The following is a 24,253-nucleotide window of genomic DNA, read 5'->3' on the forward strand; positions in this document are numbered from 1 at the left end:
TACGAGGTGGGCACCCGGTGCCGACACGCGCCGGCGGCCCCGCCGGCGACGCCGGTGAGAGGTGCGCGTACCCTGCCGGCACCCCGCCCCGGCCCCCGCCGGAGGGCAACGGCGGGGGTCATGGTCCCGGTTGTCGGTGCGGCGGTCCACAATGGTCCGCGTCAGATACCGTCCCACGCTTCAGCAAGGAGCCGGCAGCGATGGCCCGCCGCAGCACGAAGACCCCGCCGCCCGACGACTCGTACGAGGAGCGGATCCTCGACATCGACGTCGTCGACGAGATGCAGGGCTCCTTCCTCGAGTACGCGTACTCGGTCATCTACTCCCGCGCCCTGCCGGACGCGCGCGACGGCATGAAGCCGGTGCACCGCCGCATCGTCTACCAGATGAACGAGATGGGCCTGCGCCCCGACCGCGGCTATGTGAAGTGCGCGCGCGTGGTCGGCGAGGTCATGGGCAAACTGCACCCTCATGGCGACGCGTCGATCTACGACGCCCTGGTGCGCATGGCGCAGCCCTTCTCGATGCGGGTCCCCCTGGTCGACGGCCACGGCAACTTCGGCTCCCTGGGCAACGACGACCCGCCGGCGGCCATGCGGTACACCGAGAGCCGGATGACCGAGGCCACGAGCCTGATGACCGAGTCCATCGACGAGGACACGGTCGACTTCGCGCCCAACTACGACGGCCAGGAGCAGGAGCCGACGACCCTGCCCGCCGCGTTCCCGAACCTCCTGGTGAACGGTGCGTCGGGCATCGCGGTCGGCATGGCCACCAACATGCCGCCGCACAACCTCCGCGAGGTGATCGCGGCCGCCCGCCACCTGATCCGGTATCCGAACGCGGATCTCGACGCCCTGATGCGCCATGTGCCGGGCCCCGACCTGCCCACCGGCGGCAGGATCGTCGGCCTCCCGAGCATCCGGGACGCGTACGAGAAGGGCCGCGGAACCTTCAAGATCCGCGCGACGGTCACCGTGGAGGAGGTGTCCGCCCGTCGCAAGGGCCTGGTCATCACCGAGCTGCCGTTCACGGTGGGCCCGGAGAAGGTGATCGCCAAGATCAAGGACCTGGTCGGTTCGAAGAAGCTCCTGGGCATCGCCGACGTCAAAGACCTCACCGACCGCGCCCACGGTCTGCGTCTGGTCATCGAGATCAAGAACGGCTTCGTGCCGGAGGCGGTCCTGGAGCAGCTGTACAAGCTGACGCCCATGGAGGAGTCCTTCGGCATCAACAACGTGGCCCTGGTGGACGGCCAGCCGCTCACCCTGGGCCTCAAGGAGCTGCTGGAGGTCTATCTCGACCACCGCTTCAATGTGGTCCGCCGCCGCTCGGAGTTCCGCCGCAGCAAGCGGCGCGACCGTCTGCACCTGGTCGAGGGCCTGCTCACGGCTCTGCTGGACATCGACGAGGTCATCCGCCTGATCCGCTCCAGTGACAACTCCGCGCAGGCGAAGCAGCGTCTGATGGAGCAGTTCTCGCTGAGCGAGATCCAGACCCAGTACATCCTGGACACCCCCCTGCGCCGCCTCACCAGGTTCGACCGCATCGAACTGGAGGCGGAGCAGGAGCGGCTGAACACGGAGATCGAGGAGCTGACCCGCATCCTGGAGTCGGACGCGGAGCTGCGCAAGCTGGTCTCGTCCGAACTGGCCGCGGTAGCCAAGAAGTTCGGTAACGACCGCCGTACGGTCCTGCTGGACGCGTCCTCCACCCCGGTCGTCGCCGTGCCGCTTCAGGTGGCGGACGACCCGTGCCGGGTGCTGCTGTCCGACACGGGCCTGCTCGCCCGTACGGCGGACGCGAAGCCGTTCCCCAAGGGCGCGCACGCCAAACGGGTCAAGCACGACATGATCCTCTCGGCGGTGCCGGCCACCGCCCGGGGCGAGGTGGGCGTGGTCACCTCGACGGGGCGTCTGCTGCGGGTGAACGTCGTCGACCTCCCGCAGCTGCCGGAGCCGATGCCGACCCCGAACCTCTCGGGCGGGGCGCCGATTTCGGAGTTCGTCTCCCTGGAGGACGGTGAGCGGGTGATCTGCCTGACGACGCTCGACGAGTCGTCGCCAGGCCTCGCTCTCGGCACGGAACAGGGCATCGTCAAGCGGGTGGTGCCCGACTACCCCTCCAACAAGGAGGAGCTGGAGGTCATCACCCTCAAGGAGGGCGACCGGATCGTCGGTGCCGTCGAACTGCGCACGGGCGAGGAGGACCTGCTCTTCATCACCGACGACGCGCAACTGCTGCGCTATCAGGCCTCGCAGGTCCGTCCGCAGGGGCGTCCCGCCGGCGGCATGACGGGCATCAAGCTCACCGAGGGCGCGAAGGTCATCACCTTCACGGCGGTCGATCCGGGGGCGGACGCGGTGGTGTTCACGGTCGCCGGCTCGCGCGGCACGCTGGACGACTCCGTCCAGACGACGGCCAAGCTGACCCCGTTCGACCAGTTCCCCCGCAAGGGCCGGGCCACCGGCGGGGTGCGCTGCCAGCGGTTCCTCAAGGGCGAGGACTGCCTGTCCCTGGCCTGGGCCGGCCCCACCCCGGCCCGCGCCTCTCAGAAGAACGGGACGCCGGTCGACCTGCCGGAACCCGACCCGCGCCGCGACGGCTCGGGAGTGTCCCTGCCGAAGACGGTGGCGGTGGTGGCGGGGCTGATCTAGCCCTGCTGGCCCTGCTGGCCCTGCTGGTCCTCCCGGCCCGGCGGGACCTCCCGGCCCGGGTCGTCGGGCTCCTGTACGTACCGCAGCACGCCCCACATGCCCTGCTCGTCGGCGTGTGGGGTGCCGGGGGCATCGGGGACGTGGCCGGCGCAGACCTCCTCCAGCTCCTTGCGGAGGGCGGCGGTGTCGATGCCGGTCCCGATGAGCACCAGCTGCGTGAGCCGCTCCGCACCGGCCGGCCAGGGCTCCGGGTAGAACCGCAGGAACCGCCCGACGGCATGCACGGCGTACCGGTTCCCGGTGTCGTACGGCCCGAAGTCGACGTATCCCTTGATCCGGTAGAGCCCTTCCGGGCGGCTGTCGAGGAACCGGATCAGCCGCCGCGGATCGAGCGGCACCACGGAGGCGAAGGACAGACTGTCGTACCGGGCGTGCAGATGCCCGGCGTGCTCGTCCGCGTCGGGGCCGTGCCGGTGCAGGTCGTCGAAGGAGAGCTGCCCGACGCGCTCCTCACCGGGCCTGCGGTCGAAGAGGAACGTCGGATCGACGCGGCCGTGCGTGGCGGGAACGACGGCGGCGCGGTCGACGAGCGACCGCACGACGTCGAGCACGCCGTCCTCGTCCGCCACCCGGTCGAGCTTGTTCACGACGACCAGATCGGCGAGGCCGAGGTGCCGGTCGATCTCGGGGTGCCTGGCCCGGATCTCCCCGAACTCGGCGGCGTCCACGACCTCGACGAGCCCGCCGTACACGATCCGGGGATGTTCGCCGGCGAGCACCATCCGCACGAGTTCCTGCGGCTCGGCGAGACCGCTGGCCTCGATGACGACGATGTCGATCCCCGCGGACGGCCGCGCCAGCCGCTCGAGATACACGTCCAGCTCACTGCCGTCGACGGCACAGCACAGGCACCCGTTGCCGAGCGAGACGGTCGAGTCGCCGAGCGCTCCGGCCACGGCCATGACGTCGATCTCGATGGCACCGAAGTCGTTGACGACGGCCCCGATACGGCTGCCCCCGCTGTGGTGGAGGAGGTGGTTGAGCAGGGTGGTCTTCCCGGATCCGAGAAATCCGGCCAGGACGATGACCGGAATCTGCCGACCGCTGCTCCACTCCACCGCGCGACCCCTCTCACACCTACGCGTACCCCGGCTCGCGCCTCGGCGTACGTCCGGGAATCGACTGACTCCCCAGGATACGAGCGGTGAGAACAGGAGCGAAGTGAACGATTGTTAGCAGCATTCGCGGGGCAGACGTTGGACAAGGCGCCGGATTGTGCGACCCTCGCTTCCCTCCGTGCGCCGCCTCTCCGCCTTCCCGCCGATCAGAGCAGCTCGGCACCCTGGAAGGCGGCAAGCGCCGCCCACCGCTCGCCGGTCCCCTGCAGTCGACCCGAACCCCGACGGCCGGCGGACGGCTGCCTGATACGGGGGTTGACATGACCACGCGTAATTTTGGATGCAGAGGATGCGGGCCACAGCCTCGACCGGGATAGGTCTGGCGGCCGGCGCTGCCATGGCTCTGGCTTCGCAGCGGCCCCTGCTGAAACACCCCGCGCGCACGGATCGAATACCTGGAGCAGGCCGCTCACGATCAGCGCAAGACCAACTTCGCCCATCAACAGCGCCCCCACTGGGAGTTGTTGAGTAAGGCCATGGATGATCCCGAGGTGCTGGACGCCTACGACGGAGCCGTGCCACCCCAAAGGCAGCGCCAGTTCCTCTTCGCCAACGCCGTCTATACGAACGCCTTCTGCTACTACCGCATGGGCGACATGTCCCGAGAGGAGTTCTTCGGCTTCGCCCGAAGCATGCTGAGCAACCCGCTCTTCAGGGAGTACTGGTACGCCACCCGGCCACATCGTGCGGCCCTCATCGAGACCTCCGAGGAGGCCAAGGTCGGACGTATGGTCGACGACCTGCTGGTGCAGTTGGAGGAGGCGGATTTCGACGAGTGGTGGGTGGTGAGGGAGCCTCCGAGCGAGTAGCAGCGGCCGCCTCCGGCGGCCGGGCGTGAAGCCGTGTCCCCCTGCCTCACTCTCCTGAACACATCACACGGTTGGGCGGAAACAAACCCATAAAGCGCAGCGTTTCCCCAGGTACCAACAAGGTTGACTACCGCGCATCTTGTGAAACGGGTAGATCCCCGCCGAACCGCCGCTCCATGCCGCCCGGTTGTCGAGGTCATGGCCCCACCGGGCCGCATCGCACCGCGGAGCTACGTGCGCGCCAAGCCTCGAGATCAAAGGGAACACCAGAACAGTGAGCCACATCGTCCGCCGGATCGGCACCCCTCCGAGCGCGCGGGGAAGTGCAACCGGCGCCAATTGCCCCGATATTTTCGAACTGTCCGACGGAAGGTTCGCCGTGATCGGCACAGACGTCACAGAGGACCTGGAGTCGAAGCTTCCTGGCGACGCGTCGAGAGGAGCCTACGAGCGCATCGTCGCGGTCACCCGCGAAACCCTCATTCACGCCAAGGCCAACATCCCCGACGCACAGGAAACCGGGCGGAGCATTACCGCCCACCTCGACTCATTTCCGGTCAATCCGCACCCATGTGCCGTCGAGCAACCCCAGCGCCCTGTGCCTTCCGCGACAGGGCGCGCCGGGCCGGCAGGACCACATGGCCCCTGCGTGCACCTCATGCTCTCTTCTGAAAATCCCGCGCGCCGGAGCACCCTCGCCGCGGCCCTCGACATCGCGGCCCCGTCTCCTGGACGCCAAGTTCGACTGGGCACGCGCGTCACCTTCGCCCCTTCCTCCAGCAGCAGCACCCGTATGAGGCACGGGCGGGCCAGGAAGTCACTCGTGGGCAACTCAGGTTAGGCTCACCTCTGTGAGTACGTGCTCAACCGCCTCCCGCGAGCTCGACGAGCCCGTCGCGGGAACCGCGGCCACCGCGAGGACCTGGCTCCTGCTGGAACAGCCCGGTCCATGGGGCCCCAAGGCGCTCACCTCGAGCCACCTCGACCCGGCGCTGGGCCGCGCCCTGGAGGCCGCCGCGTCGGGCACCGGGGTGCGTATCGCCCTCATCAGGCGCCCCGGACGCCACGCGGACCGCCGGACGCCCGCCATGCGCCAGGTGTACGCGGCCCACACCGTGCCCGGCAGCACGTGGCTGCACTCCGCCACGACCACGGACCCGGAGCGCCTGCTCGACCTCGACTTCGCGGCCCTCGGCAGGGGATACAGCGGCACCTTCGCCACGGCACTCGGCGGGCGGCCGTACGAGGGCGACCCGCTCGCCCTCGTCTGCACCAACGGCAGGCGCGACCGCTGCTGCGCACTCCTCGGCCGGCCTCTGGCGGCCGAGCTCGCCGCCTCCGGCGTCGAGGGCGTCTGGGAGGTCACTCACCTGGGCGGACACCGCTTCTCGCCCACGGTGCTCGTGCTGCCTCACGGCTACGCGTACGGCAGGGCCGAGGCGCATACCGTCAAGGAGGCGCTGCACGGCGCGCAGGAGGGCCGGATCGTTACGGAGGGGTGCCGCGGGAGCTCCGCCTGGGAGCGTCCCGGCCAGGCGGCCGAGCTGGCCGTGCGTACCGCGGTGGGCGAGTACGCCGCCGAGGCGCTGACCGTCGTGCGGACGGACGGCGCGGCCCCGCGCTGGAAGGTGCTCATCGCGCACACCGACGGGCGCCGCTGGCGCGTGGAGGTGGCCCAGGGGTCGTCCCTGCCGCCCCGCGCGGAAAGCTGCGGGTCGGTGCTGGGCTCGCCCGCGCGGATGGACGTGGTGGCGATCCGCGAGGTGACCATGGCCGCGCTCGCGAGCTGACCGGCCGCGCGCGTGATCCCTCGCGGACACCGACTCCTCCTCGCGTGTACGAGACGGCACACAACGCGGCCGAGGCGCTCGGCCTGCCGGAGACGCTGCCCCGGCTGGATCCGATGCTCCTGGACCACTGTCCGCCCGACCGGACGGGGCTCGCGGTCGCCCAGGAGATCGCCGAGCGCACAGGGGCGGGCCGCCAGACCGCCCAGCACTGTCCGAAGCTTCTGGAGCGCACGGGCCGGGCCACGCTGACCCTGAAGTACGGCGACGCGGGCCGACCGAAACACCGTTACGTGTCGGCGACCCGTACCTGAGCGTCGTCGCACGGCGCCCACGCGACACGGCCCACGCGACACGGCCCGGGTCACACGGCCCCCGCGCCCGTCAGCGACCGCACCTCGGCCTCCGCGTGCTTGGCCTCGTCGGGGATCTCGGCCGAGGTGACCGTGCCGAGCCAGCCGGCGAGGAAGCCGAGCGGGATGGAGACCAGGCCAGGGTTCTGGAGCGGGAAGAGGTGGAAGTCGACGCCGGGGAACAGGGATTCCGGGTTGCCGGAGACCACCGGGGACAGCAGGACCAGCACCATGGCCGGGATCAGCCCGCCGTAGACGGCCCACACGGCGCCCCTGGTGGTGAATCCGCGCCAGAACAGGGAGTAGAGCAGCACGGGCAGATTGGCGGAGGCGGCCACGGCGAAGGCCAGCCCGACGAGGAAGGCGACATTGAGATCACGGGCCAGCAGGCCGAGCGCGATCGCCAGCACGCCGATGCCGAGCGCGGCCACCCGGGCCACGGCCACCTCGCTGCGCGGCTTTCCACCGCGGCGCCGCAGGGACGCGTACAGGTCGTGGGCGACGGACGCCGACGAGGCGAGGGTGATCCCGGCGACGACGGCGAGGATCGTGGCGAAGGCGACCGCGGCGACGATCGCGAACAGCACCGTTCCGCCGGTGGAGCCGGCGCCGCCGCCGAGGTCGAGCGCCAGCAGCGGAACCGCCGTGTTCCCGGCCGCGTTGGACCCGCGCACGGCATCCGGTCCGACGACGGCGGCGGCACCGAACCCGAGCACGATCGTCATCAGGTAGAACCCGCCGATGAGCCCGATCGACCAGACGACCGAGCGCCGGGCCGCCCGAGCGGTCGGGACGGTGTAGAAGCGGGACAGGATGTGCGGCAGCCCGGCCGTGCCCAGCACCAGCGCGAGCCCCAGGCTCATGAAGTCGAACCGGGACGTCCAGTCCCCGCCGTAGGCGAGCCCGGGGGCCAGGAACGCCTCCCCGTGACCGCTGCGCTCGGCCGCCGTGAGCAGCAGCCGGTTGAAGTCGCCGTGGAACCGCAGCAGGACGAGGACGGTCAGCGCGATGGTGCCGCCGAGCAACAGGACCGCCTTGACGATCTGGATCCAGGTGGTGGCCCGCATCCCCCCCATCGACACGTAGATCACCATGAGCGCCCCGACGCCGACGACGGTCCATGCCTGCGCCGCCTCGCTCCGGCCGCCGAGCAGCAGCGCGACCAGGCTGCCCGCACCCACCATCTGCGCCACCAGGTACAACACGGACACGGTGACCGACGACGTTCCCGCGGCGATGCGGACGGGCCGTTCCCGCATCCGGGCCACCACCACGTCGGCGAGGGTGAACCGGCCGCAGTTGCGCACCAGTTCCGCGACCAGGAGCAGCACCACGAGCCAGGCCACCAGGAAGCCCACCGAGTACAGCATCCCGTCGTAGCCGAAGAGGGCGATCAGTCCGGAGATACCGAGGAAGGAGGCGGCGGACATGTAGTCGCCCGCGATGGCAAAACCATTCTCCATCGGTGAGAAGAGCCGGCCACCGGCATAGAACTCCTCGGCCGAGCCCTGTCGGCGGCGGCTCACCCAGGTGGTGATCCCCAGGGTGACCGCGACGAACGCACTGAACAGCAGCAGCGCCAGTGCCTGGTGATCGCCCGTCATGAGGCACCGCCCCGGCCGCGCGCCAACTCCTGTGTGTCCCAGCGCAGTTCCAGCGCGGCCCGGTCCCTGCGCAGTCGCGCGTGCCGTGCGTAGGCCCAGGTGAGCAGGAATGTGGTCAGGAACTGGCCGAGCCCGGCGAGCATCCCCACGTTCACGGCGCCGGCCACCGGCTGCGCCATCAGGTCCGGCGCGGTGGTGGCGGTCACGACGTACGCCACGTACCAGGCGCAGAAGACGACGACCGCCGGGACCACGAACCTCCGGTAGCGACTGCGCACTTCCTGGAACGCGGCGCTGCGCTGGACTTGGAGGTACACGTCTGCCACTGCCACGGCGTCTTCCCGCCCGCGCGCGGCCGGTACGACCGCGGCCTGCGCCGGCGGTGTCCGAACCGCCGTGGGTGCTCCGGCGCCCTTGCCGGTGCCCTCGCCCCAGCCCGAAGCGAGGGCGTCGTACCAGGGGTCGTCGTAGCTCACGACGCCGGACGGCCCGCCGGAGGGCAGGGCATGGCCGCCGTCGAGCTGCCCGGGCGCACCTCCCCCGGGAGGTGCGGAGCGTCTTTCGGCATGTCCGGCGGGACTCTCAGGACCGCCTCCGCCCGGGTGGGGGCGGCCATCGCTTTGCTGCATGCCCAAGGATGGACAGAACGGGAAGACCCCCGGCTCTTCTTCCCGTTCTGCTTCACCCCATCAGGTGACCGCGGGGACCCCTACGCGTCGATCGCACGGCGGTCACGCGTCGATGCGCGACCGGTCCAGTGTCGCCGCCGAGCTGGAGATGAACTCCTTGCGCGGAGCGACGTCGTTGCCCATGAGCAGATCGAAGACCTGCTCGGCGGCCTCCAGATCGGTGAGGTTGATCCGGCGCAGGGTGCGGTGGCGCGGGTCCATGGTCGTCTCGGCCAGCTGGTCGGCGTCCATCTCCCCGAGACCCTTGTAGCGCTGGATCGAGTCCTTGTAGCGGATGTTCTCGGTCTGGAACTCCATCAGCTTGTCGCGCAGCTCGCGGTCCGAGTACGTGTACACGTACTTGTCCTGCCCCTTCTTGGGCTGGACGAGCTCGATACGGTGCAGCGGAGGCACCGCGGCGAACACCCGGCCGGACTCGACCATGGGCCGCATGTAGCGGTGGAACAGCGTCAGGAGCAGGGTGCGGATGTGGGAGCCGTCCACATCCGCGTCGGTCATCATGATGATCTTGCCGTAGCGAGCCGCGTCGATATCGAACGTCCGTCCGGATCCGGCCCCTATGACCTGGATGATCGCCCCGCACTCCGCGTTCTTCAGCATGTCCGTCACGGACGACTTCTGAACGTTGAGGATCTTGCCTCGAATCGGCAGCAGCGCCTGGAACTCGGAGTTCCGCGCGAGCTTCGCCGTACCGAGGGCGGAGTCTCCCTCGACGATGAACAGCTCGCTGCGCTCGACGTCGTCACTGCGGCAGTCGGCCAGCTTGGCGGGCAGCGAGGAGGACTCCAGGGCCGTCTTGCGGCGCTGGGCGTCCTTGTGCTGACGGGCGGCGATGCGGGTCCGGGCCGCGGCGACCGCTTTCTCCAGAACCACACGGGCCTGCTGGGCGGCGTCGCGCTTGGTGGAGGTCAGGAATGCCTTGAGCTCCCGGGAGATCACGGTGTTCACGATGCGGCGGGCCGCCGAGGTGCCGAGAACCTCCTTGGTCTGGCCCTCGAACTGCGGCTCGGCCAGGCGGACGGTGACGACCGCCGTGAGGCCCTCCAGGGCGTCGTCCTTGACGACGTCGTCCTCGGCCACGCGCAGCATCTTCTTCGTGCGCAGCACCTCGTTCACCGTCTTGGCGACGGCCTGCTCGAAGCCGGCGACATGGGTGCCCCCCTTGGGGGTGGCGATGATGTTGACGAACGACCGGAGCGTCGTGTCGTAGCCGGTCCCCCAGCGCATCGCGACGTCGACGCCGAGTTCGCGGGTCACCTCGGTGGGTGTCATCTGGCCGTACTCGTCCAGGACCGGGACCGTCTCCTTGAAGGTGCCCTGCCCCGTGAAGCGGAGGGTGTCGCAGACGGCCTTGTCGGTGGCCAGGAACTCGCAGAACTCGCTGATGCCGCCGTCGAAGCGGAAGGACTCCTCGCCCTTGCTGCCACCGTCGCCGAGCCCGAGCTCGTCACGGACGACGATGGTCAGGCCGGGCACCAGGAACGCGGTCTGGCGGGCGCGCTGGTGCAGGGTCTCCAGGGTCGGCTTGGCGTCCTTGAGGAAGATCTGGCGGTCGACCCAGTAGCGCACACGGGTGCCGCTGCGGGTCTTCGGAATCTTCTTGGTCCCGCGCAGCCCGCTCCCGGCCTCGAACTTCGCCTCCGGGCCCAGGGCGGCGAAGGCGCCGGGGACACCGCGGCGGAAGCTGATCGCGTGGGTGTGCCCACCTCGGTCCACCTCGACGTCCAGCCGCGCGGAGAGCGCGTTGACGACGGACGCGCCGACGCCGTGCAGTCCGCCGGAGGCGGCGTACGAACCGCCGCCGAACTTGCCGCCGGCATGCAGCTTGGTCATGACGACCTCGACACCGGAGAGGCCGGTCTTGGGCTCCACGTCGACCGGGATACCTCGGCCGTTGTCCCGGACCTCCACCGAGCCGTCGTCGTGGAGGATCACATCGATGTGGTCGCAGTGGCCCCCGAGGGCCTCGTCCACCGAGTTGTCGATGATTTCCCAGAGACAGTGCATCAGACCGCGGCTGTCGGTTGATCCGATGTACATCCCGGGGCGCTTCCGCACGGCCTCGAGCCCCTCGAGGACGAGCAGGTGCCGCGCGGTGTAGTTGGAACCGTCCCGGTCTGCTCCTGCCAGCAGCGCTGTGGACGGCACGGACGTCTCGGCGGTCACGCGGTTCGCTCCTCGCTGAATTTCAGATGGGGCCCTCATGGGTAAGGGCGCGTCACTTGTCACCGGTGAGAGGGTACCGAGGCCTGGTAGAGCCGTTGTCACGCCACCCTCGTCTGAAACCTAGACTAGTCGAGAGTCGTATGCCTGTTCGATCCCTCGATGGAGTGAAGCACACATCACGTTCCCTTCCAGGCATGAACCATTTAGGCTCCGGGCACGTCCTCAAGAACAACCGGCTACCAGCCGGGAGGGCCGACCACCACCGATCCGACGCGAATCCGTACGACGACACAGACACGCGATACGGCACATTCGCCGCCAACCGGCAACACCCAGTCACCTCGGAAAGATTTTTTCGAGAAGAAGCCACGAGCGGGAACGTTTTGGGGCTGGTTGGATGTTGACCCTGGTACGACAGCTCGTCGAGCTAGAGAAGAGGCGACGTGACTACTGTTCTGACCCCCGCGAGCCCAATGACGGCCGCCGATCGCTGCGACCGCTGCGGCGCCCAGGCATACCTGCGCGTCGTCCTGCTGAGCGGCGGAGAACTGCTCTTCTGCGCCCACCACGGCCGCAAGTTCGAGCCGGAACTCAAGAAGATCGCCGCCGAGATACAGGACGAGACTCAGCGGCTGACCTCTCCGCCGGCCCCTGCCGCCGAGGAAGAGCGCTGATCACGGGGACACGCTGACATCTCGCGTACGACGACGAGCCAGACCGGCACAGGCCGGCGGGAGAGGCGGCTGCCTTCGTTGCGGAGACAGCCGCCTCCTTCTCATGCGTTCTCGCTCCTGGGCCTTTCGGCCCCTGGGGCTGCCCGGGAGAGGGAGAGGCCCGGGAAACCCGCTCAGGGCTCGCCGGGCGCCTTCAGGCGCCTCCGGGCGCCTTTCCGGCCTGTCGGGCCGGAGCCCCGTCGAGCGTTCGCATGACATCGGACACACGCGTGTAGACCCCGGGAGTCTCCGCCCAGCCGCATCCGCTGCCCCAGGACACCAGGCCGATCAGTCGCCCCTCGGCCACCAGCGGGCCGCCGCTGTCCCCCTGGCAGGCGTCCGGCCCGCCGTCCTGCTCACCGGCGCACAGCATGGTCCCGGCGCGGTATGTGCCCTCGCTGCCGCCCGGATAGGCGTCCTCGCACAGGGTGTCGCGCAGCACACGCACCCGCGCCGCGTGCAGGCTGCCGGCGTAGGTTCCTGAGCCCGTGGTGTCCCCCCAGCCGTAGACGGTCGCGGGGGTGTCGGCCCGGTACCCGGGATCGCCCGCGCCGGCCATGCCGATCACCGAGCCGGAGGGCAGCGGTGCGGCCAGGGTGAGCACGGCGAAGTCGCCGGAGTTGCTGAGCGGGTCGTAGCCCGGATTCACCCAGGTCTCGCGTACCTCTATCTCCTCGCCCTGGTCCGAGAGCAGATCCGTACGGCCCGAGATCACTCTGAGGTCGGGCACCCGGTCCGGCGGCGCTCCCAGGGCCTCCTCGTTCATGCAGTGGGCGGCGGTGAGCACCGTGGTCCGGCCGACGGCCACACCCCCGCAGAACTGCCCCGCCCGGGTACCCCCGAACCGGTCACGGCTGGACAGCGCCACAGTCCACGGACTCTGGTTCACATCGACCGGGAACCCGCCGACGACGATGCGGTCCGCGACCGCCGGAGCCGCGGGAGCGGCCGCTGCCAGCGGTATCGCGGTCGTGGCGGCGGCGAGGACCAGTGGCCGGGCCAGGACCCGGGCTAGGCAACGACGCATGCGCTCTCCTCACACTGGGGCGTTGATGGGACACCCAGCGTGATCCACCCCGTCGCGCCCCGCACCCGCGGAGCAGCACCGAGACCCGGCCCCGCGAAGGGGACCGGGCCTCGGTTCGGCCTTGTGGGACTGTCGTGATCGCTGTCCTAGTCGAGGTAGTCGCGCAGGACCTGGGAGCGCGACGGGTGACGCAGCTTCGACATGGTCTTGGACTCGATCTGGCGGATGCGCTCGCGCGTGACGCCGTACACCTTGCCGATCTCGTCGAGGGTCTTCGGCTGACCGTCGGTGAGACCGAAGCGCATGGAGACGACGCCCGCCTCGCGCTCGGACAGGGTGTCCAGGACGGAGTGCAGCTGCTCCTGCAGAAGCGTGAAGCTGACCGCGTCGGCCGGGACGACGGCCTCGGAGTCCTCGATGAGGTCACCGAACTCGCTGTCGCCGTCCTCGCCCAGCGGGGTGTGCAGGGAAATGGGCTCGCGACCGTACTTCTGGACCTCGATGACCTTTTCCGGGGTCATGTCGAGTTCCTTGGCCAGCTCCTCCGGGGTGGGCTCGCGGCCCAGGTCCTGGAGCATCTGGCGCTGCACACGCGCGAGCTTGTTGATGACCTCGACCATGTGCACCGGGATGCGGATGGTGCGGGCCTGGTCGGCCATCGCGCGGGTGATCGCCTGACGGATCCACCAGGTGGCGTAGGTGGAGAACTTGTAGCCCTTGGTGTAGTCGAACTTCTCCACCGCGCGGATCAGACCGAGGTTGCCCTCCTGGATGAGGTCCAGGAAGAGCATGCCGCGGCCGGTGTAGCGCTTGGCCAGGGAGACCACCAGACGGAGGTTGGCCTCCAGGAGGTGATTCTTGGCGCGGCGCCCGTCCTCGGCGATGATCTCCAGCTCGCGCTTGAGCTTCGGCGCCAGCTTGTCGGAGTTGGCCAGCTTGTCCTCGGCGAACAGACCGGCTTCGATCCGCTTGGCGAGCTCGACCTCCTGCTCGGCGTTGAGCAGGGGCACCTTGCCGATCTGCTTGAGGTAGTCCTTGACCGGGTCGGCGGTGGCACCGGCGGCGGCGACCTGCTGGGCGGGCGCGTCGTCCTCGTCCTCGTCGGAGAGGACGAAACCTGCGCTCTCCGTGCCCTCCGGCTCGTCCGTCGCCTTGGTCTCCTCGACGGCCTCTTCGTCTGTGGCCCCGGCGTCGTCCTTCTTGGCCGCGGTCTTCTTGGCGGCCGTCTTCTTCACCGCCGTCTTCTTGGCGGCCGTCTTCTTCGCGGTGGTCTTCTTGGCAGCCGCCTTCTTGGCGGGTGCCTCTTCCTCGGCGGCGGCGTCGGGTGCGGCCGGTGTGGCGGTGGCGCTGGCCTTCCGGGTGGTCGTCGCCTTCGCCGCGACCGTCCTGGTCGCGGTGCGCTTGGCGGGACTCTTCGCTGCGACGCTCTTTCGGGTGCGCTTGGGCTCCGCGGCACTGACCATCAGCGTCACACCCTCTTCCTCGAGGATCTGGTTGAGGCTGCGCAGTACGTTCTTCCACTGAGTGGCCGGAATCTGGTCAGCTTCGAAGGCCCGACGCACGTCATCGCCGGCGATCTGCCCCTCAGCCTTTCCCTGCTCGATGAGCGCCATGACAGAGACGGATTCGGCGATCTCCGGCGGGAGCGTACGGGATGTGCTGGCCGACACGAACAACCTCTCGGGACGTTGAGAAAACGGCTTCCGGCCCCGTCCACGACGGACAGGGGCCGACCGCCGGCTTGGGGATAGGCCGACGATGCGGGCGGGGGCCGGGGAGTTGCACAGCGCCGTGAACGGCGTCCGTATTCCCTCCGCGACTGCCACCTCTTAGGTCATCGCGTTCTTTCCAGGAGCGTTACGCCCAATCCACGTGGCCCGAGTCACACCCCGTAAGTGCCCACAATCGATCAGATCGACACAAAGAAGGTCACTCGGGGGTGACAGCGGCATCATGCCGGACCTTACGGCCCCTTCATCACTGTAGGACCCCGCGGGATCGAAGGTGATCCCGCGGGGTCCTACAGCGGGCGGCTCACCGGTCGGAGGGTGCCGCAGGAGGGGGATGGCAGGAGGGGATGGCAGGAGGGGATGGCAGGCCGGGCCGTCCGCGGAACGCGGTCAGCGCCAGTGCTAGCGCGGGCCGGGCACCACTCGCTCGACCTCGGGGTGGATCATCAGCAACTGACGCATGGCCGCCTCGGCCGCCGCGCCGTCGCCGCCGGCGAGCGCGTCGACGATCCGGCCGTGGTGCGTGAGCGAGGCTTCGTTCGGCCGCTCACAGCCCGTGACCGGTCCGCCCGAGACCTGCAGCGCGGCGGACACGATCCCGGAAAGGTGCTCCAGCATGCGGTTGCCGGCGATCTGGATCAGCAGCGAATGGAACTCGGAGTCGGCGCGGGCGAAGGTCAGCGCGTCACCCTGTCCCATGGCGTGCCCCATGATCTCCACCATGTCGGACAGACGCTGCTGGACCTCCTCGCGCCCGTGCCCGGCGGCGAGCCGGGCGGCCAGCGGCTCGATCGTCCAGCGCAGCTCGCTGAGCTCACGGCGCTGGTCGTCGCGCTGCGGTCCGAAGGCCCTCCACTCGATGATGTCCTGGTCGAGCAGATTCCAGTCGCTGACCGGGCGCACGCGCGTGCCGACATTGGGCCGGGCGCTGACCAGGCCCTTGGCCTCCAGGACACGGAGCGACTCGCGGACGACGGTGCGGGAGACCTCGAAGCGCTGGCCGATCTCCTCGGGAACCAGGGGCCGGTCGGCGCCCAGATCGCCCGAAACGATCATCTGACCCAGCTGCTGGACGAGTTGGCCGTGCAGCCCGCGGCCGCGGTTGCCCGCGCTGCGGCGGCCCCCACGGCCCAGCTCGGGATCGGTGTCCCAGACAGGGAGCCCGACACGGCCGCCGACGGGCGCGTCGGCATAGGGGTAGCGGTCGAGTTCGCCCGGACCCGCGAGGCCGGAGTCTGCGGAGCGGGCGGTGGTCATCATGGTGTGCGCAAGGGTACTCACGCATCCTTTGTCGGCGCGGCTCCCAACTCCCTTGAGGAGTTTGGTGAAAAGCACACGAAAGGGTGATCGCTCACCCCGTCGCAATTGACGCCTTATCGGAAAGAAGCGGGCTCCCTTCGGGGAGTTGCAGGCATGAACGGACCGATCGGGGCACCGTCGGTCGTCATCGGGCCCTGTTCCGCAAGGATGTGAGCAGATACGCGCAGAGCAGCACCGCGAGGGACAACGCCAGCGCGCCCCCCACCGGTTGGGCGACCATCCGCAGCGCCCCCTCCAGATACCGTTCGCCCCCGAAGGACCAGCGGTGCGGGGACACCTCACGCATCCCCAGGGGCGCCCCGGCCGCGGTCCGTACCGGCAACCCGTCCGCCGGCTTGCGCACGAGGGGCACGACGAGGAGCGGAACGGCGACGACCACGGCGAGACCGGCGGTGGTCGACCGGAAGACCCCTGCGGCCAGCACTCCCACCCAGGCGCACCCGATCACGAGTCCGAGCCAACTCGCTCCGAGCGGCAACCAGTCGGCGGGGGCCTCGACGAGCTCCCGCCCGTAGACGAGATAGAGCAGCTCGGCATCGCACCCGATCGTCAGGACGGCCAGTACGAACGCGGTGACCGAGGCGACGAGGAGTTTGGCGGTGAGCAGCCCCAACCGCCGGGGCGCACTGCCCCGGTCCGCCGCCAGGGCGGGGTGGCGGAACTCGTCGCCGAAGGCCAGCGCGCCGAGCAGCCCCGCCCCGATCGCCGCGGGCGGCAGGGGCAACTCCCTGGGCCACGCGGCCAGCAGGCGCGGCTGCGGGGTGTGTCCGATCCGGGCCAGCAGTACGGCGGTGAGCGCGGACAGCACGAGCGCGGCCGCCCCGACGAGAAACCCGGTCCCGACGCCGGTGACCCTGCGGATCTCGTAGCGCAGCGGGTGGAGGGGACGGAGCGCGGGGCGAAGGAAGATGGGAGGCGGCAGCCCGGTCGAGGACCCGGACTCCAGGACCCGGGCCTCACCTCCGGCGCGGGGGCCGGTCGGCGGGCGGTCGGCAGGACGGGAGTCCAGGGCACCGTCGGGATGTCCGGCGTCGGGAGTGGTGGCGGTGGACAGCGGCACGGTGGACGGCGTTCCCTCGTCCGAGGCAGTCGGCTCCTCGGTGCGGGACGCACCCGCTCCAGGCCCCATGTCCCCGGTCTCGTCCGCGAGTTGATGGACGACGATGCCGTGCCGGAAGGCGATCTCGCCGATGTCCGCGCAGCTACTGCCGTAGACGGAGATACGGTTGCCGCCGTCCTCGGCCACCTCCACGGAACGCCGGGCTGTACGGGCCTCCTTGGCGAGCAGCGCCGAGAGCCGGGCGGCATGCGGTGTGCGGACGGCGACGCGGGGGCGCAGCCGGGTGCGCGAGAAGTCCGCGGCCGGCTGATCGGCGACGAGCCGTCCCTGATCGAGGGTGACCACCCGGTCCGCGGTGCGCGCCGCTTCCTTGGGGTCGGCCGTGGTGCTCAGGACGGTGCCGCCCTGCGCCGCGTAGGCCCGGAGCATGCCGTGCAGCCAGCGGTTCTCACCGACGGAGAGTCCGTGTGCGGGTTCGTCGAGCACGAGGGTGTGCGGGTCCGCCAACAGTGCGCAGGCGAGCCCGAGGCGTCGGTCCATGCCCCGCGAAAGTGTGCCGAGGCGCTTCTCCCGCAGGCTCACGAGCCCGACGGCTTCAAGGACTTCGTCCCCACGACGCACCGGAACTCCCGCCGCGGCACACAGCATGCGGACGTGTCCGCGCACGGTGCGTGCGGGGTGGCCCGGCACCTCGCCCAGCAGTACGCCGACTTCGCGGGACGGATGGCCGATGTCGTGCAGCGGACGGCCCCTGAAGTAGGTGATGCCACGGCCCGGTTGAAGTTCGAGCATGAGCCTGAGCGCTGTCGACTTGCCCGCGCCCGGTACTCCGAGCAGCATCGTGACGCGACCTGCGTGCGCCTCGAAGGAGACGTCGTCAACGGCGGGCGGTAGCTCTTTGCGCGGGTTGCTGGTCAGTCCGATGGCCTGGATCACCCGAAGCAAGATAGCGCGCCATATCGGATTTTTCGGGCACCGCAAGGCCTGTCGGCCGCGGGGAATTCAGCCGCACGGGATCCATGTCCGCGGCCCGCGCTTGCCGGGGCCGGACGCCTCTGCCGCAGCCTCCGCGTCACCACCCGCTCCCGCCGCTCAGGCCGACGCGTTCACACCTCGGGACGCAGCATCGGCGGATTGAGCAGGGTGGCTCCGCCGGCCCGGAAGAGCTGAGCGGGACGGCCGCCCTGCCGGGTGGTCGTGCCGCCCGTCGGCACCAGGAAGCCCGGCGTACCCGTCACCTTGCGGTGGAAGTTGCGCGGGTCCAAGGCCACACCCCACACGGCCTCGTAGACACGGCGCAGCTCGCCGACGGTGAACTCGGGCGGGCAGAAGGCCGTGGCCAGCGACGAGTACTCGATCTTGGAGCGGGCGCGCTCCACCCCGTCCGCCAGGATCTGCGCGTGGTCGAAGGCGAGCGGCGCCACCGGCTCGCCGTCCCTGCCGTAGTCCGCCTGTTGCAGCAGTTCCCCGACCTGGGCCCAGCGCGCGTTGCTGGCGTCGCCGCCCGCCCTGGGTGCGGGCAGGTCGGGGGCGAGGGCGAGGTGCGCGACGCTGACGACCCGCATCCGCGGGTCGCGCTTGGGATCGCCGTAGGTGGCGAGCTGTTCCAGGTGCGCGCCACCGGCCTGGGCGGGGGCTGCGGGATCGTGCACGCGCAGCCCGGTCTCCTCCGCCAGTTCGCGTGCCGCTGCCTGTGCCAGGTCCTCGTCGGCCCGGACGAATCCGCCGGGAAGCGCCCAGCGTCCCTGAAACGGCGGTTCGCCCCTGCGTACCGCCAGCGCACACAGGGCATGGCGGCGCACGGTCAGCACGACCAGGTCCACGGTGACGGCAAAGGGCGGAAAGGCTGACGGGTCGTAGGGCATGCGGCGATCATAGTCGTCTGCCTGACGATAAACACTCCCTTCGCCGACGGCATCGACGGCTGATCCGCTCCGGTCCGGTACCGCTCCCGGCACGGGGGTCCGGTGGCCGGCGCATCCCGCGATGCGGGACCGCTGCAATGCCCTTCCTCACCGGTTCTCTCCTCCCTTGGCCCCTTGCCCCCTCCGTCACCTCGCCCCTGCCGCCCCCTCTCCCCTTCCGTCTCCTTGCCCTCGGTCGGCCACGGCCAACTCACTTGCGGGGCGGGCTACGGAGGGAGCGGCGCCCCGGCCGTCGCCGCTCCCTTCGTCCAACCGGCGGCCGCCTCCCCTCCCGCCCGGTCACTCCTCCCCGGCGCTGCCCCGGCTCCGGATCTGCGTACGTCCCCGACGCGAGGCAGCGCGACGATGGCGTGCGGCACCCGGCCCCTCGATGCCGGGACGCACACCGCTCGGACGCGTACCACCCACCGCCGTACGGGGATGCGGAATCCGCACGTTCGGGCGGCTGCCGTCCACCCGCCCCCGGCTCGGGGAACCGCCGTCGGCACCGGAGACGTGCTCGCGGCGTCGGCGGCGTGGGGGCGTCTCCCGTCCCATGGCAGCGTCGGGCCCGAAGGGTGTGGACTCCCCCGCCGCACCGGGCTCCGTGTCAACGGACTCCCCGTCTCCTGGATCTTCGCTGTCCGGATCCTCGTTGCCCGCCTCGCTGTCCGCACCGGTGGCCGGCCCCTCGCCGTCCGTCTTCCCGTGGCCGTCGCGTTCCGCGCGCAGGCAGCGGCGGATCGATTCCGGGTCGAGGCCCTCGTTGCAGGCCTGGTGCAGTAGGCGGGCGAAGAGATAGTCGGGATCGGCGCCCAGAGCCATGGCGAGTGCTTCCCTGGCCTCCAGCTCGTCGCCGGTGGACCAGGCGACCCAGCCGGCGAGCGTCAGGGGGGCCGCGGCGTGTTCGCCGTACGATCCGACGCAGCGGCGGGCCAGTGCCCGCCACAGGCGGAGTGCGGGGCCTGCCTCCTCGCCCTCCATCCACTCCGCCGCCCGGTCCCGGGTCGTGCGGTCCTGCAGGCCGAGGATCAGTGTGGCGGCCTCGTCGTGCCGGAGCAGTTCGTCGTCCCGCAGGTCCGCGGGGAGCATGCCGGACACGGAGGGGGCGCCGGACAGCCGGTCCATGATCCGCGAGGCCAGTTCCTGTGTCTGCCGGGCGACCTCGTTCCGTCCCGCCGCGTCGAGGATCTTGGGGACCAGCGTCCGGTGGGCGGCGTCCAGGGCGGCTTCCTGTTCGAGGGCGGCGGCGTTCTCCCACGGGAGGAGCCTCGCCCGCAGTTCGCGCAGCGTGCCCCGGACCTGAAGTCCGGCGTAGGTCGCGGCGGCGGCCAGCACCGAGGCGCCTGGCAGCCCCATCGGCGTGCCGACCGCGGGACAGCACCCCTCGTCGTCGCAGCAGTACGACCAGAAGCGGCCGCCCGAGAGGCACAGGGCCTCCACCACGGGGACGTCGAGAGCACCGCATTCCAGGCGCAGCGCGTGAGCCAGCGGGCCCAGCCGCTCCTTGACCTGCCGGCCGGGCTCACCCTCCCCCGGATCCTGGCAGAGGAAGACGACCATCTGCTCGGGCTTGGCGCCTCGGCGCTCGCTGCCCGTGACCAGCCCCTGGGCCAGCTGCCGGGCGGCGGCGGGCCAGTCGTCCCGGTTCGCGGGGATGCCGAGCCTGGCCCGGCCGCCGAACCTGCCCCGTCCGTCCTTGTCGTACAGGGCGACCAGGACGATGCTGTCCTCGGGGTGGTAGCCGAGCAGATAGGGCAGGGCGTCGGCGAGTTCGGCGGGGGTGCGCAGCGTGACCTGCTGTTCGCCGCCGTGGCTGCCATAGGCGGTGCAGGCGATGTCCTTCGCACGCCCTGCGTGTGTGCCCGCGCCCTTGTGCGTCCTCGGCCCCGGGACCTCGGTGCCGCGGGCGATGTCGTCTCGTCCCGGAAGGCCGGCGTGCTCGTCCCGCTCCCGACCGGTGGTGTCACCGTTTTCGGGGGATCCGTTCGTTTCGTTGCTGTTCGTCATGGCAGGACGATTTCGCGGATCGGAAGATTCCGCTCACCCTGTGGACAACTCTGACCAGGGACACGTCACACACTTCGCCTGACCTGCACTTTCACTTCCATTGCGATGCGATTGCCACATAATGTCCGCCTTCTCGTCGTCTCGTGTCGGCACCCGGCCGTCCGCCGTCTGTTGTGCGGAACGCATGGAGCACACGACAACGCGGATCTCCGGACGGCCACTGACGCCGTCCTCGCGCCCGGCTAGTCGGGGACGTTTCGGGGGAAGACCGGCTGCGCGCAATTCAGGCTGTCACCGCGAGGACCAGCGGAAGGACCTGTTCTGCGCCCGCCTGGCGCAGCAGACGCGCGGCCACCGCAAGGGTCCAGCCGGAATCGGAGTAGTCGTCCACGAGCAGGACCGGGCCGTGGGGAGCGGCCAGAGCGCCGGCCAGCTCCCCTGGAACGGTGAAAGCGGCGGACAGCGTGTGCAGCCGTTGAGCCGAGTTGCTCCTGTGGACCCGGTGCGCCCCACTGTGCCCGGTGTACCCGAGGGCGCCGAGGAAGGGGAGACGCCCGACGGTGGCCACCCGTTCGGCAAGGGAGCCGACGAGCTGGGGCCGGCTCAGAGAAGGCATGGCGACGACTCCCACCGGCCGGGCCGATGCGTCCGGGCCCTTGACCGCCCACCCGCCCGGGGAACGCGCCCAGTCGGCGAGGACTGCCACCGCCGCTTGGAGGACGTCGTCGGGGACCGGACCGTCGGGCGCCTGCTCCGCCAGGAGTGGACGCAGGCGGTTGCCCCAGCCAATGTCCGAGAGGCGGCCCAGGGCTCGCCCGGGGGAGCACTGCTCCTTCGCCGGAATGCGCCCCTTGAGGTCAATGCCCAGGGCGGGCATCCCTGTGGGCCACATGCGGCGCGGTTCGACCTCCACCCCTGGACGCTCCAGTTCACCGGCGGCGCCGGCCAACGCCTTGGTCGAAACGCCAGGATCTGCCCAGGCTCCCGCGCAGTTGTCGCAGCGGCCGCACGGGGCGGCCTTCTCGTCGTCCAGTTGGCGGCGCAGGAACTCCATCCGGCACTGGGACGTGCTGACGTAGTCGCGCATGGCCTGCTGCTCGGCGGCACGCTGGCGGGCGACCCAGGCATAGCGCTCGGCGTCGTAGACCCAGTCGGCACCGGTAGCCGTCCAGCCGCCCTTCACACGCCGCACGGCGCCGTCCACGTCCAGGACCTTCAGCATCATCTCGAGCCGAGTACGCCGGAGGTCCACCAACGCCTCCAGGGCGGGCACGGACAGCGGTCGACCCGCGTCGGCGAGGGCGGCGAGGGTCTGGCGGACCTGCGCCTCGGGCGGGAAGGCGACCTCGGCGAAGTACCGCCAGATCGCCTCGTCCTCCTTACCGGGAAGCAGCAGCACATCGGCGTGCTCCACCCCGCGGCCCGCACGGCCCACCTGCTGGTAGTACGAGATGGGTGAGGACGGCGAGCCGAGATGGACCACGAAGCCCAGGTCCGGCTTGTCGAAGCCCATCCCGAGAGCGGAGGTCGCCACCAGGGCCTTCACCCGGTTCGCCAGCAGGTCGGCTTCGGCCTGCTGGCGGTCGGCGTTCTCCGTCCGACCGGTGTACGAGGCCACGGCGAAGCCACGCGCGCGCAGGTAGGCGGTGACCTCCTCGGCGGCCGAGACGGTCAGCGTGTAGATGATCCCGGAGCCCGGCAGGTCGTCCAGGTGCTCGCCGAGCCAGGCCAGACGGTGGGCGGCGTCCGGCAACCGGACCACGCCGAGCCGCAGACTTTCCCGTTCCAGCGTGCCGCGCAGCACCAGGGCCTCGCCGGCTCCGGTGCCCAGCTGGTCGGCCACGTCCGCCGTGACGCGCGCGTTGGCCGTGGCTGTGGTGGCCAGCACCGGAACCCCCGGGGAGAGCTCCTGCAGCATCGTGCGGAGTCTGCGGTAGTCGGGACGGAAGTCGTGGCCCCAGTCGGAGATGCAGTGGGCCTCGTCCACGACCAGGAGGCCGGTCGTGGCTGCGAGCCTGGGCAGCATCCGTTCGCGGAAGTCGACGGAATTGAGGCGCTCCGGGCTTACAAGGAGAACGTCGACCTTTCCGTGCTCGACCTCCTCGTGGATGGCATCCCACTCCTCGGGGTTCGCCGAGTTGATCGTGCGCGCCTGGATGCCGGCCCGCGCGGCCGACTCGACCTGGTTGCGCATCAACGCCAGCAGCGGCGAAACGATCACCGTGGGGCCGGAGCCACGCCGGCGGAGCAGCGCGGTGGCCACGAAGTACACCGCAGACTTGCCCCATCCGGTGCGCTGCACCACCAGGGCACGGCGATGGTCCACCACCAGGGCCGCCACCGCCTGCCACTGGTCCTCCCGGAGCCGTGCCGTGCCCCCCGGATCACCGACCAGCTCGGCGAGGATGGCGTCGGCTTCGGCCCGCAGCTCCAGATCGTTCATGCCCCCATGCAACCGCACGGCTCGGACAATCGGCCAATCCCGCTCCATGACGGGGTCACGGACCCCTCGGCCCTGCAGCCCCAAGAGCGAAGTCGCGAGCCCCTCGACCGGCTCCCACTCGAGACGTTTGCGCAGACAGGACGCCAGGAAGCCTCAGATGTCGAGGCCCTCGGTCCCGTTGCCGGGGCTAACCACGACGCATGTGACCCATGGCGCATGTGACCCACCGGCCTTCCGGCGATCGGCATGGACCTCGAGGGGTGCGTCCCGACCGGGGAGCGGACGGCGCAGGGCCGGGCGTCGGGGCGACTGCCGGACATCGGCCGGGGCTACCGGCTACGTCGATGTCCGCACCCCGGGCCTCGGACGGGCCGGCGCCCGATGACGCGGCGAAAGCCGTACCGTCCTCTCTCGCCGCTGTCCTGGCCGAGGCTCGGGGGGGGGCCGGTGCTTGCCGTGGACGAGCGCACGGACACGGGTGGGCCCCCCGCCGCCACGGCCCGCCCACTCCGGCGGGCGGAGCAGCCCAGGGGGTGCCGCCCCTCGTCCTGGCCGTGCGGGGCTGACACCCGCCGGACACCGCCGCCCGAGTTCCCCACGCCCGCCCTTTTGGGCACCGGGCACTCGTGTCCCGTACGAACTGCCGTCACTGAGCGCTTCATGTGTGCCCAGAAGGCACACCGGGCAAGGATATAATTCTCAATCATCTGATACCGGTCGGCTCGCACGATTGCTCGTTGCCGCATCCAGGTTCGACAGGAAGAATTGAGGTCCGCACCCGCACGGCTCGTCCGCCGCTCAGG

At 70.4% G+C, this 24,253-nt stretch carries 15 protein-coding genes and 2 pseudogenes; 6 read left to right on the top strand and 11 right to left on the bottom strand.

All coding sequences use genetic code 11. From position 1 onward, the window contains the following. Window positions 1–200 precede the first annotated feature (200 nt). On the top strand, window positions 201–2,657 hold the full coding sequence (locus ACFPZI_RS20430) for a DNA gyrase/topoisomerase IV subunit A (protein WP_381364884.1): 2,457 nt from the start codon (window positions 201–203) through the stop codon (window positions 2,655–2,657). On the opposite strand, the gene ACFPZI_RS20435 is transcribed toward ACFPZI_RS20430, so the two are convergent. Next, a complete protein-coding gene (locus ACFPZI_RS20435) occupies window positions 2,654–3,775 on the bottom strand; it encodes a CobW family GTP-binding protein (protein WP_381364886.1) in 1,122 nt (373 codons plus the stop codon). The genes ACFPZI_RS20430 and ACFPZI_RS20435 overlap by 4 nt on opposite strands. Window positions 3,776–4,299: 524 nt before the next feature. On the opposite strand from ACFPZI_RS20435, the gene ACFPZI_RS20440 reads away from it, so the two are divergent. The 4 genes and pseudogenes from ACFPZI_RS20440 to ACFPZI_RS20455 all read left to right on the top strand — a co-directional run. After that, window positions 4,300–4,644, top strand: a complete 345-nt coding sequence (locus ACFPZI_RS20440) for a DUF6082 family protein (RefSeq protein WP_381364888.1) — start codon at window positions 4,300–4,302, stop codon at window positions 4,642–4,644. Window positions 4,645–4,918: 274 nt separating this feature from the next. Next, a pseudogene (locus tag ACFPZI_RS20445) lies at window positions 4,919–5,155 on the top strand (hypothetical protein); the annotation flags it as partial. 340 nt (window positions 5,156–5,495) lie between these two features. Next, window positions 5,496–6,434: a sucrase ferredoxin gene (locus tag ACFPZI_RS20450; RefSeq protein WP_381364890.1), complete on the top strand. Its 939-nt coding sequence runs from the start codon at window positions 5,496–5,498 to the stop codon at window positions 6,432–6,434. 152 nt (window positions 6,435–6,586) lie between these two features. Next, window positions 6,587–6,745: pseudogene (locus tag ACFPZI_RS20455) on the top strand (two-component system response regulator); the annotation flags it as partial. A gap of 50 nt (window positions 6,746–6,795) precedes the next feature. Here the strand turns inward: ACFPZI_RS20455 and ACFPZI_RS20460 are convergent. The 3 genes from ACFPZI_RS20460 to ACFPZI_RS20470 all read right to left on the bottom strand — a co-directional run bounded on the left by ACFPZI_RS20460 (window position 6,796) and on the right by ACFPZI_RS20470 (window position 11,243). Further along, window positions 6,796–8,388: a solute symporter family protein gene (locus ACFPZI_RS20460; protein WP_381364892.1), complete on the bottom strand. Its 1,593-nt coding sequence runs from the start codon at window positions 8,386–8,388 to the stop codon at window positions 6,796–6,798. Then, the gene (locus ACFPZI_RS20465; protein WP_381364894.1) at window positions 8,385–9,017 is read right to left on the bottom strand and encodes a DUF485 domain-containing protein; all 633 of its coding nucleotides are present in this window, start codon (window positions 9,015–9,017) and stop codon (window positions 8,385–8,387) included. The genes ACFPZI_RS20460 and ACFPZI_RS20465 overlap by 4 nt, the downstream gene beginning before the upstream one ends. A gap of 102 nt (window positions 9,018–9,119) precedes the next feature. Next, window positions 9,120–11,243: a DNA gyrase/topoisomerase IV subunit B gene (locus tag ACFPZI_RS20470; protein ID WP_381364895.1), complete on the bottom strand. Its 2,124-nt coding sequence runs from the start codon at window positions 11,241–11,243 to the stop codon at window positions 9,120–9,122. A gap of 443 nt (window positions 11,244–11,686) precedes the next feature. On the opposite strand from ACFPZI_RS20470, the gene ACFPZI_RS20475 reads away from it, so the two are divergent. Further along, a complete protein-coding gene (locus tag ACFPZI_RS20475; protein ID WP_381364896.1) occupies window positions 11,687–11,917 on the top strand; it encodes a DUF7455 domain-containing protein in 231 nt (76 codons plus the stop codon). A 193-nt stretch (window positions 11,918–12,110) separates the two neighbouring features. On the opposite strand, the gene ACFPZI_RS20480 is transcribed toward ACFPZI_RS20475, so the two are convergent. From ACFPZI_RS20480 to ACFPZI_RS20510, 7 genes are all read right to left on the bottom strand, one after another. Continuing rightward, window positions 12,111–12,983 (bottom strand): S1 family peptidase, encoded by an 873-nt coding sequence (locus ACFPZI_RS20480; protein WP_381364898.1) that lies wholly within the window; start codon window positions 12,981–12,983, stop codon window positions 12,111–12,113. Between the two features lie 146 nt (window positions 12,984–13,129). After that, window positions 13,130–14,653 carry an RNA polymerase sigma factor gene (locus ACFPZI_RS20485; RefSeq protein WP_381364900.1) on the bottom strand — a complete coding sequence of 508 codons (1,524 nt, stop codon included), beginning with the start codon at window positions 14,651–14,653 and terminating at the stop codon, window positions 13,130–13,132. Window positions 14,654–15,115: 462 nt separating this feature from the next. After that, window positions 15,116–15,994: a FadR/GntR family transcriptional regulator gene (locus ACFPZI_RS20490; protein ID WP_381364901.1), complete on the bottom strand. Its 879-nt coding sequence runs from the start codon at window positions 15,992–15,994 to the stop codon at window positions 15,116–15,118. Window positions 15,995–16,157: 163 nt separating this feature from the next. Then, window positions 16,158–18,029 (bottom strand): ABC transporter ATP-binding protein, encoded by a 1,872-nt coding sequence (locus ACFPZI_RS20495; RefSeq protein WP_381364903.1) that lies wholly within the window; start codon window positions 18,027–18,029, stop codon window positions 16,158–16,160. A gap of 170 nt (window positions 18,030–18,199) precedes the next feature. Further along, window positions 18,200–18,958, bottom strand: coding sequence for an NUDIX hydrolase (locus ACFPZI_RS20500; protein WP_055630969.1), 759 nt, complete (start codon window positions 18,956–18,958; stop codon window positions 18,200–18,202). 339 nt (window positions 18,959–19,297) lie between these two features. Next, on the bottom strand, window positions 19,298–21,007 hold the full coding sequence (locus tag ACFPZI_RS20505; protein ID WP_381364905.1) for a DUF4192 domain-containing protein: 1,710 nt from the start codon (window positions 21,005–21,007) through the stop codon (window positions 19,298–19,300). Between the two features lie 283 nt (window positions 21,008–21,290). After that, window positions 21,291–23,450 (bottom strand): RecQ family ATP-dependent DNA helicase, encoded by a 2,160-nt coding sequence (locus ACFPZI_RS20510; RefSeq protein WP_381364907.1) that lies wholly within the window; start codon window positions 23,448–23,450, stop codon window positions 21,291–21,293. Window positions 23,451–24,253 lie beyond the last annotated feature (803 nt).

This window comes from Streptomyces chlorus, assembly GCF_042655885.1.
Classification (GTDB): Bacteria; Actinomycetota; Actinomycetes; order Streptomycetales; family Streptomycetaceae; genus Streptomyces; species Streptomyces chlorus.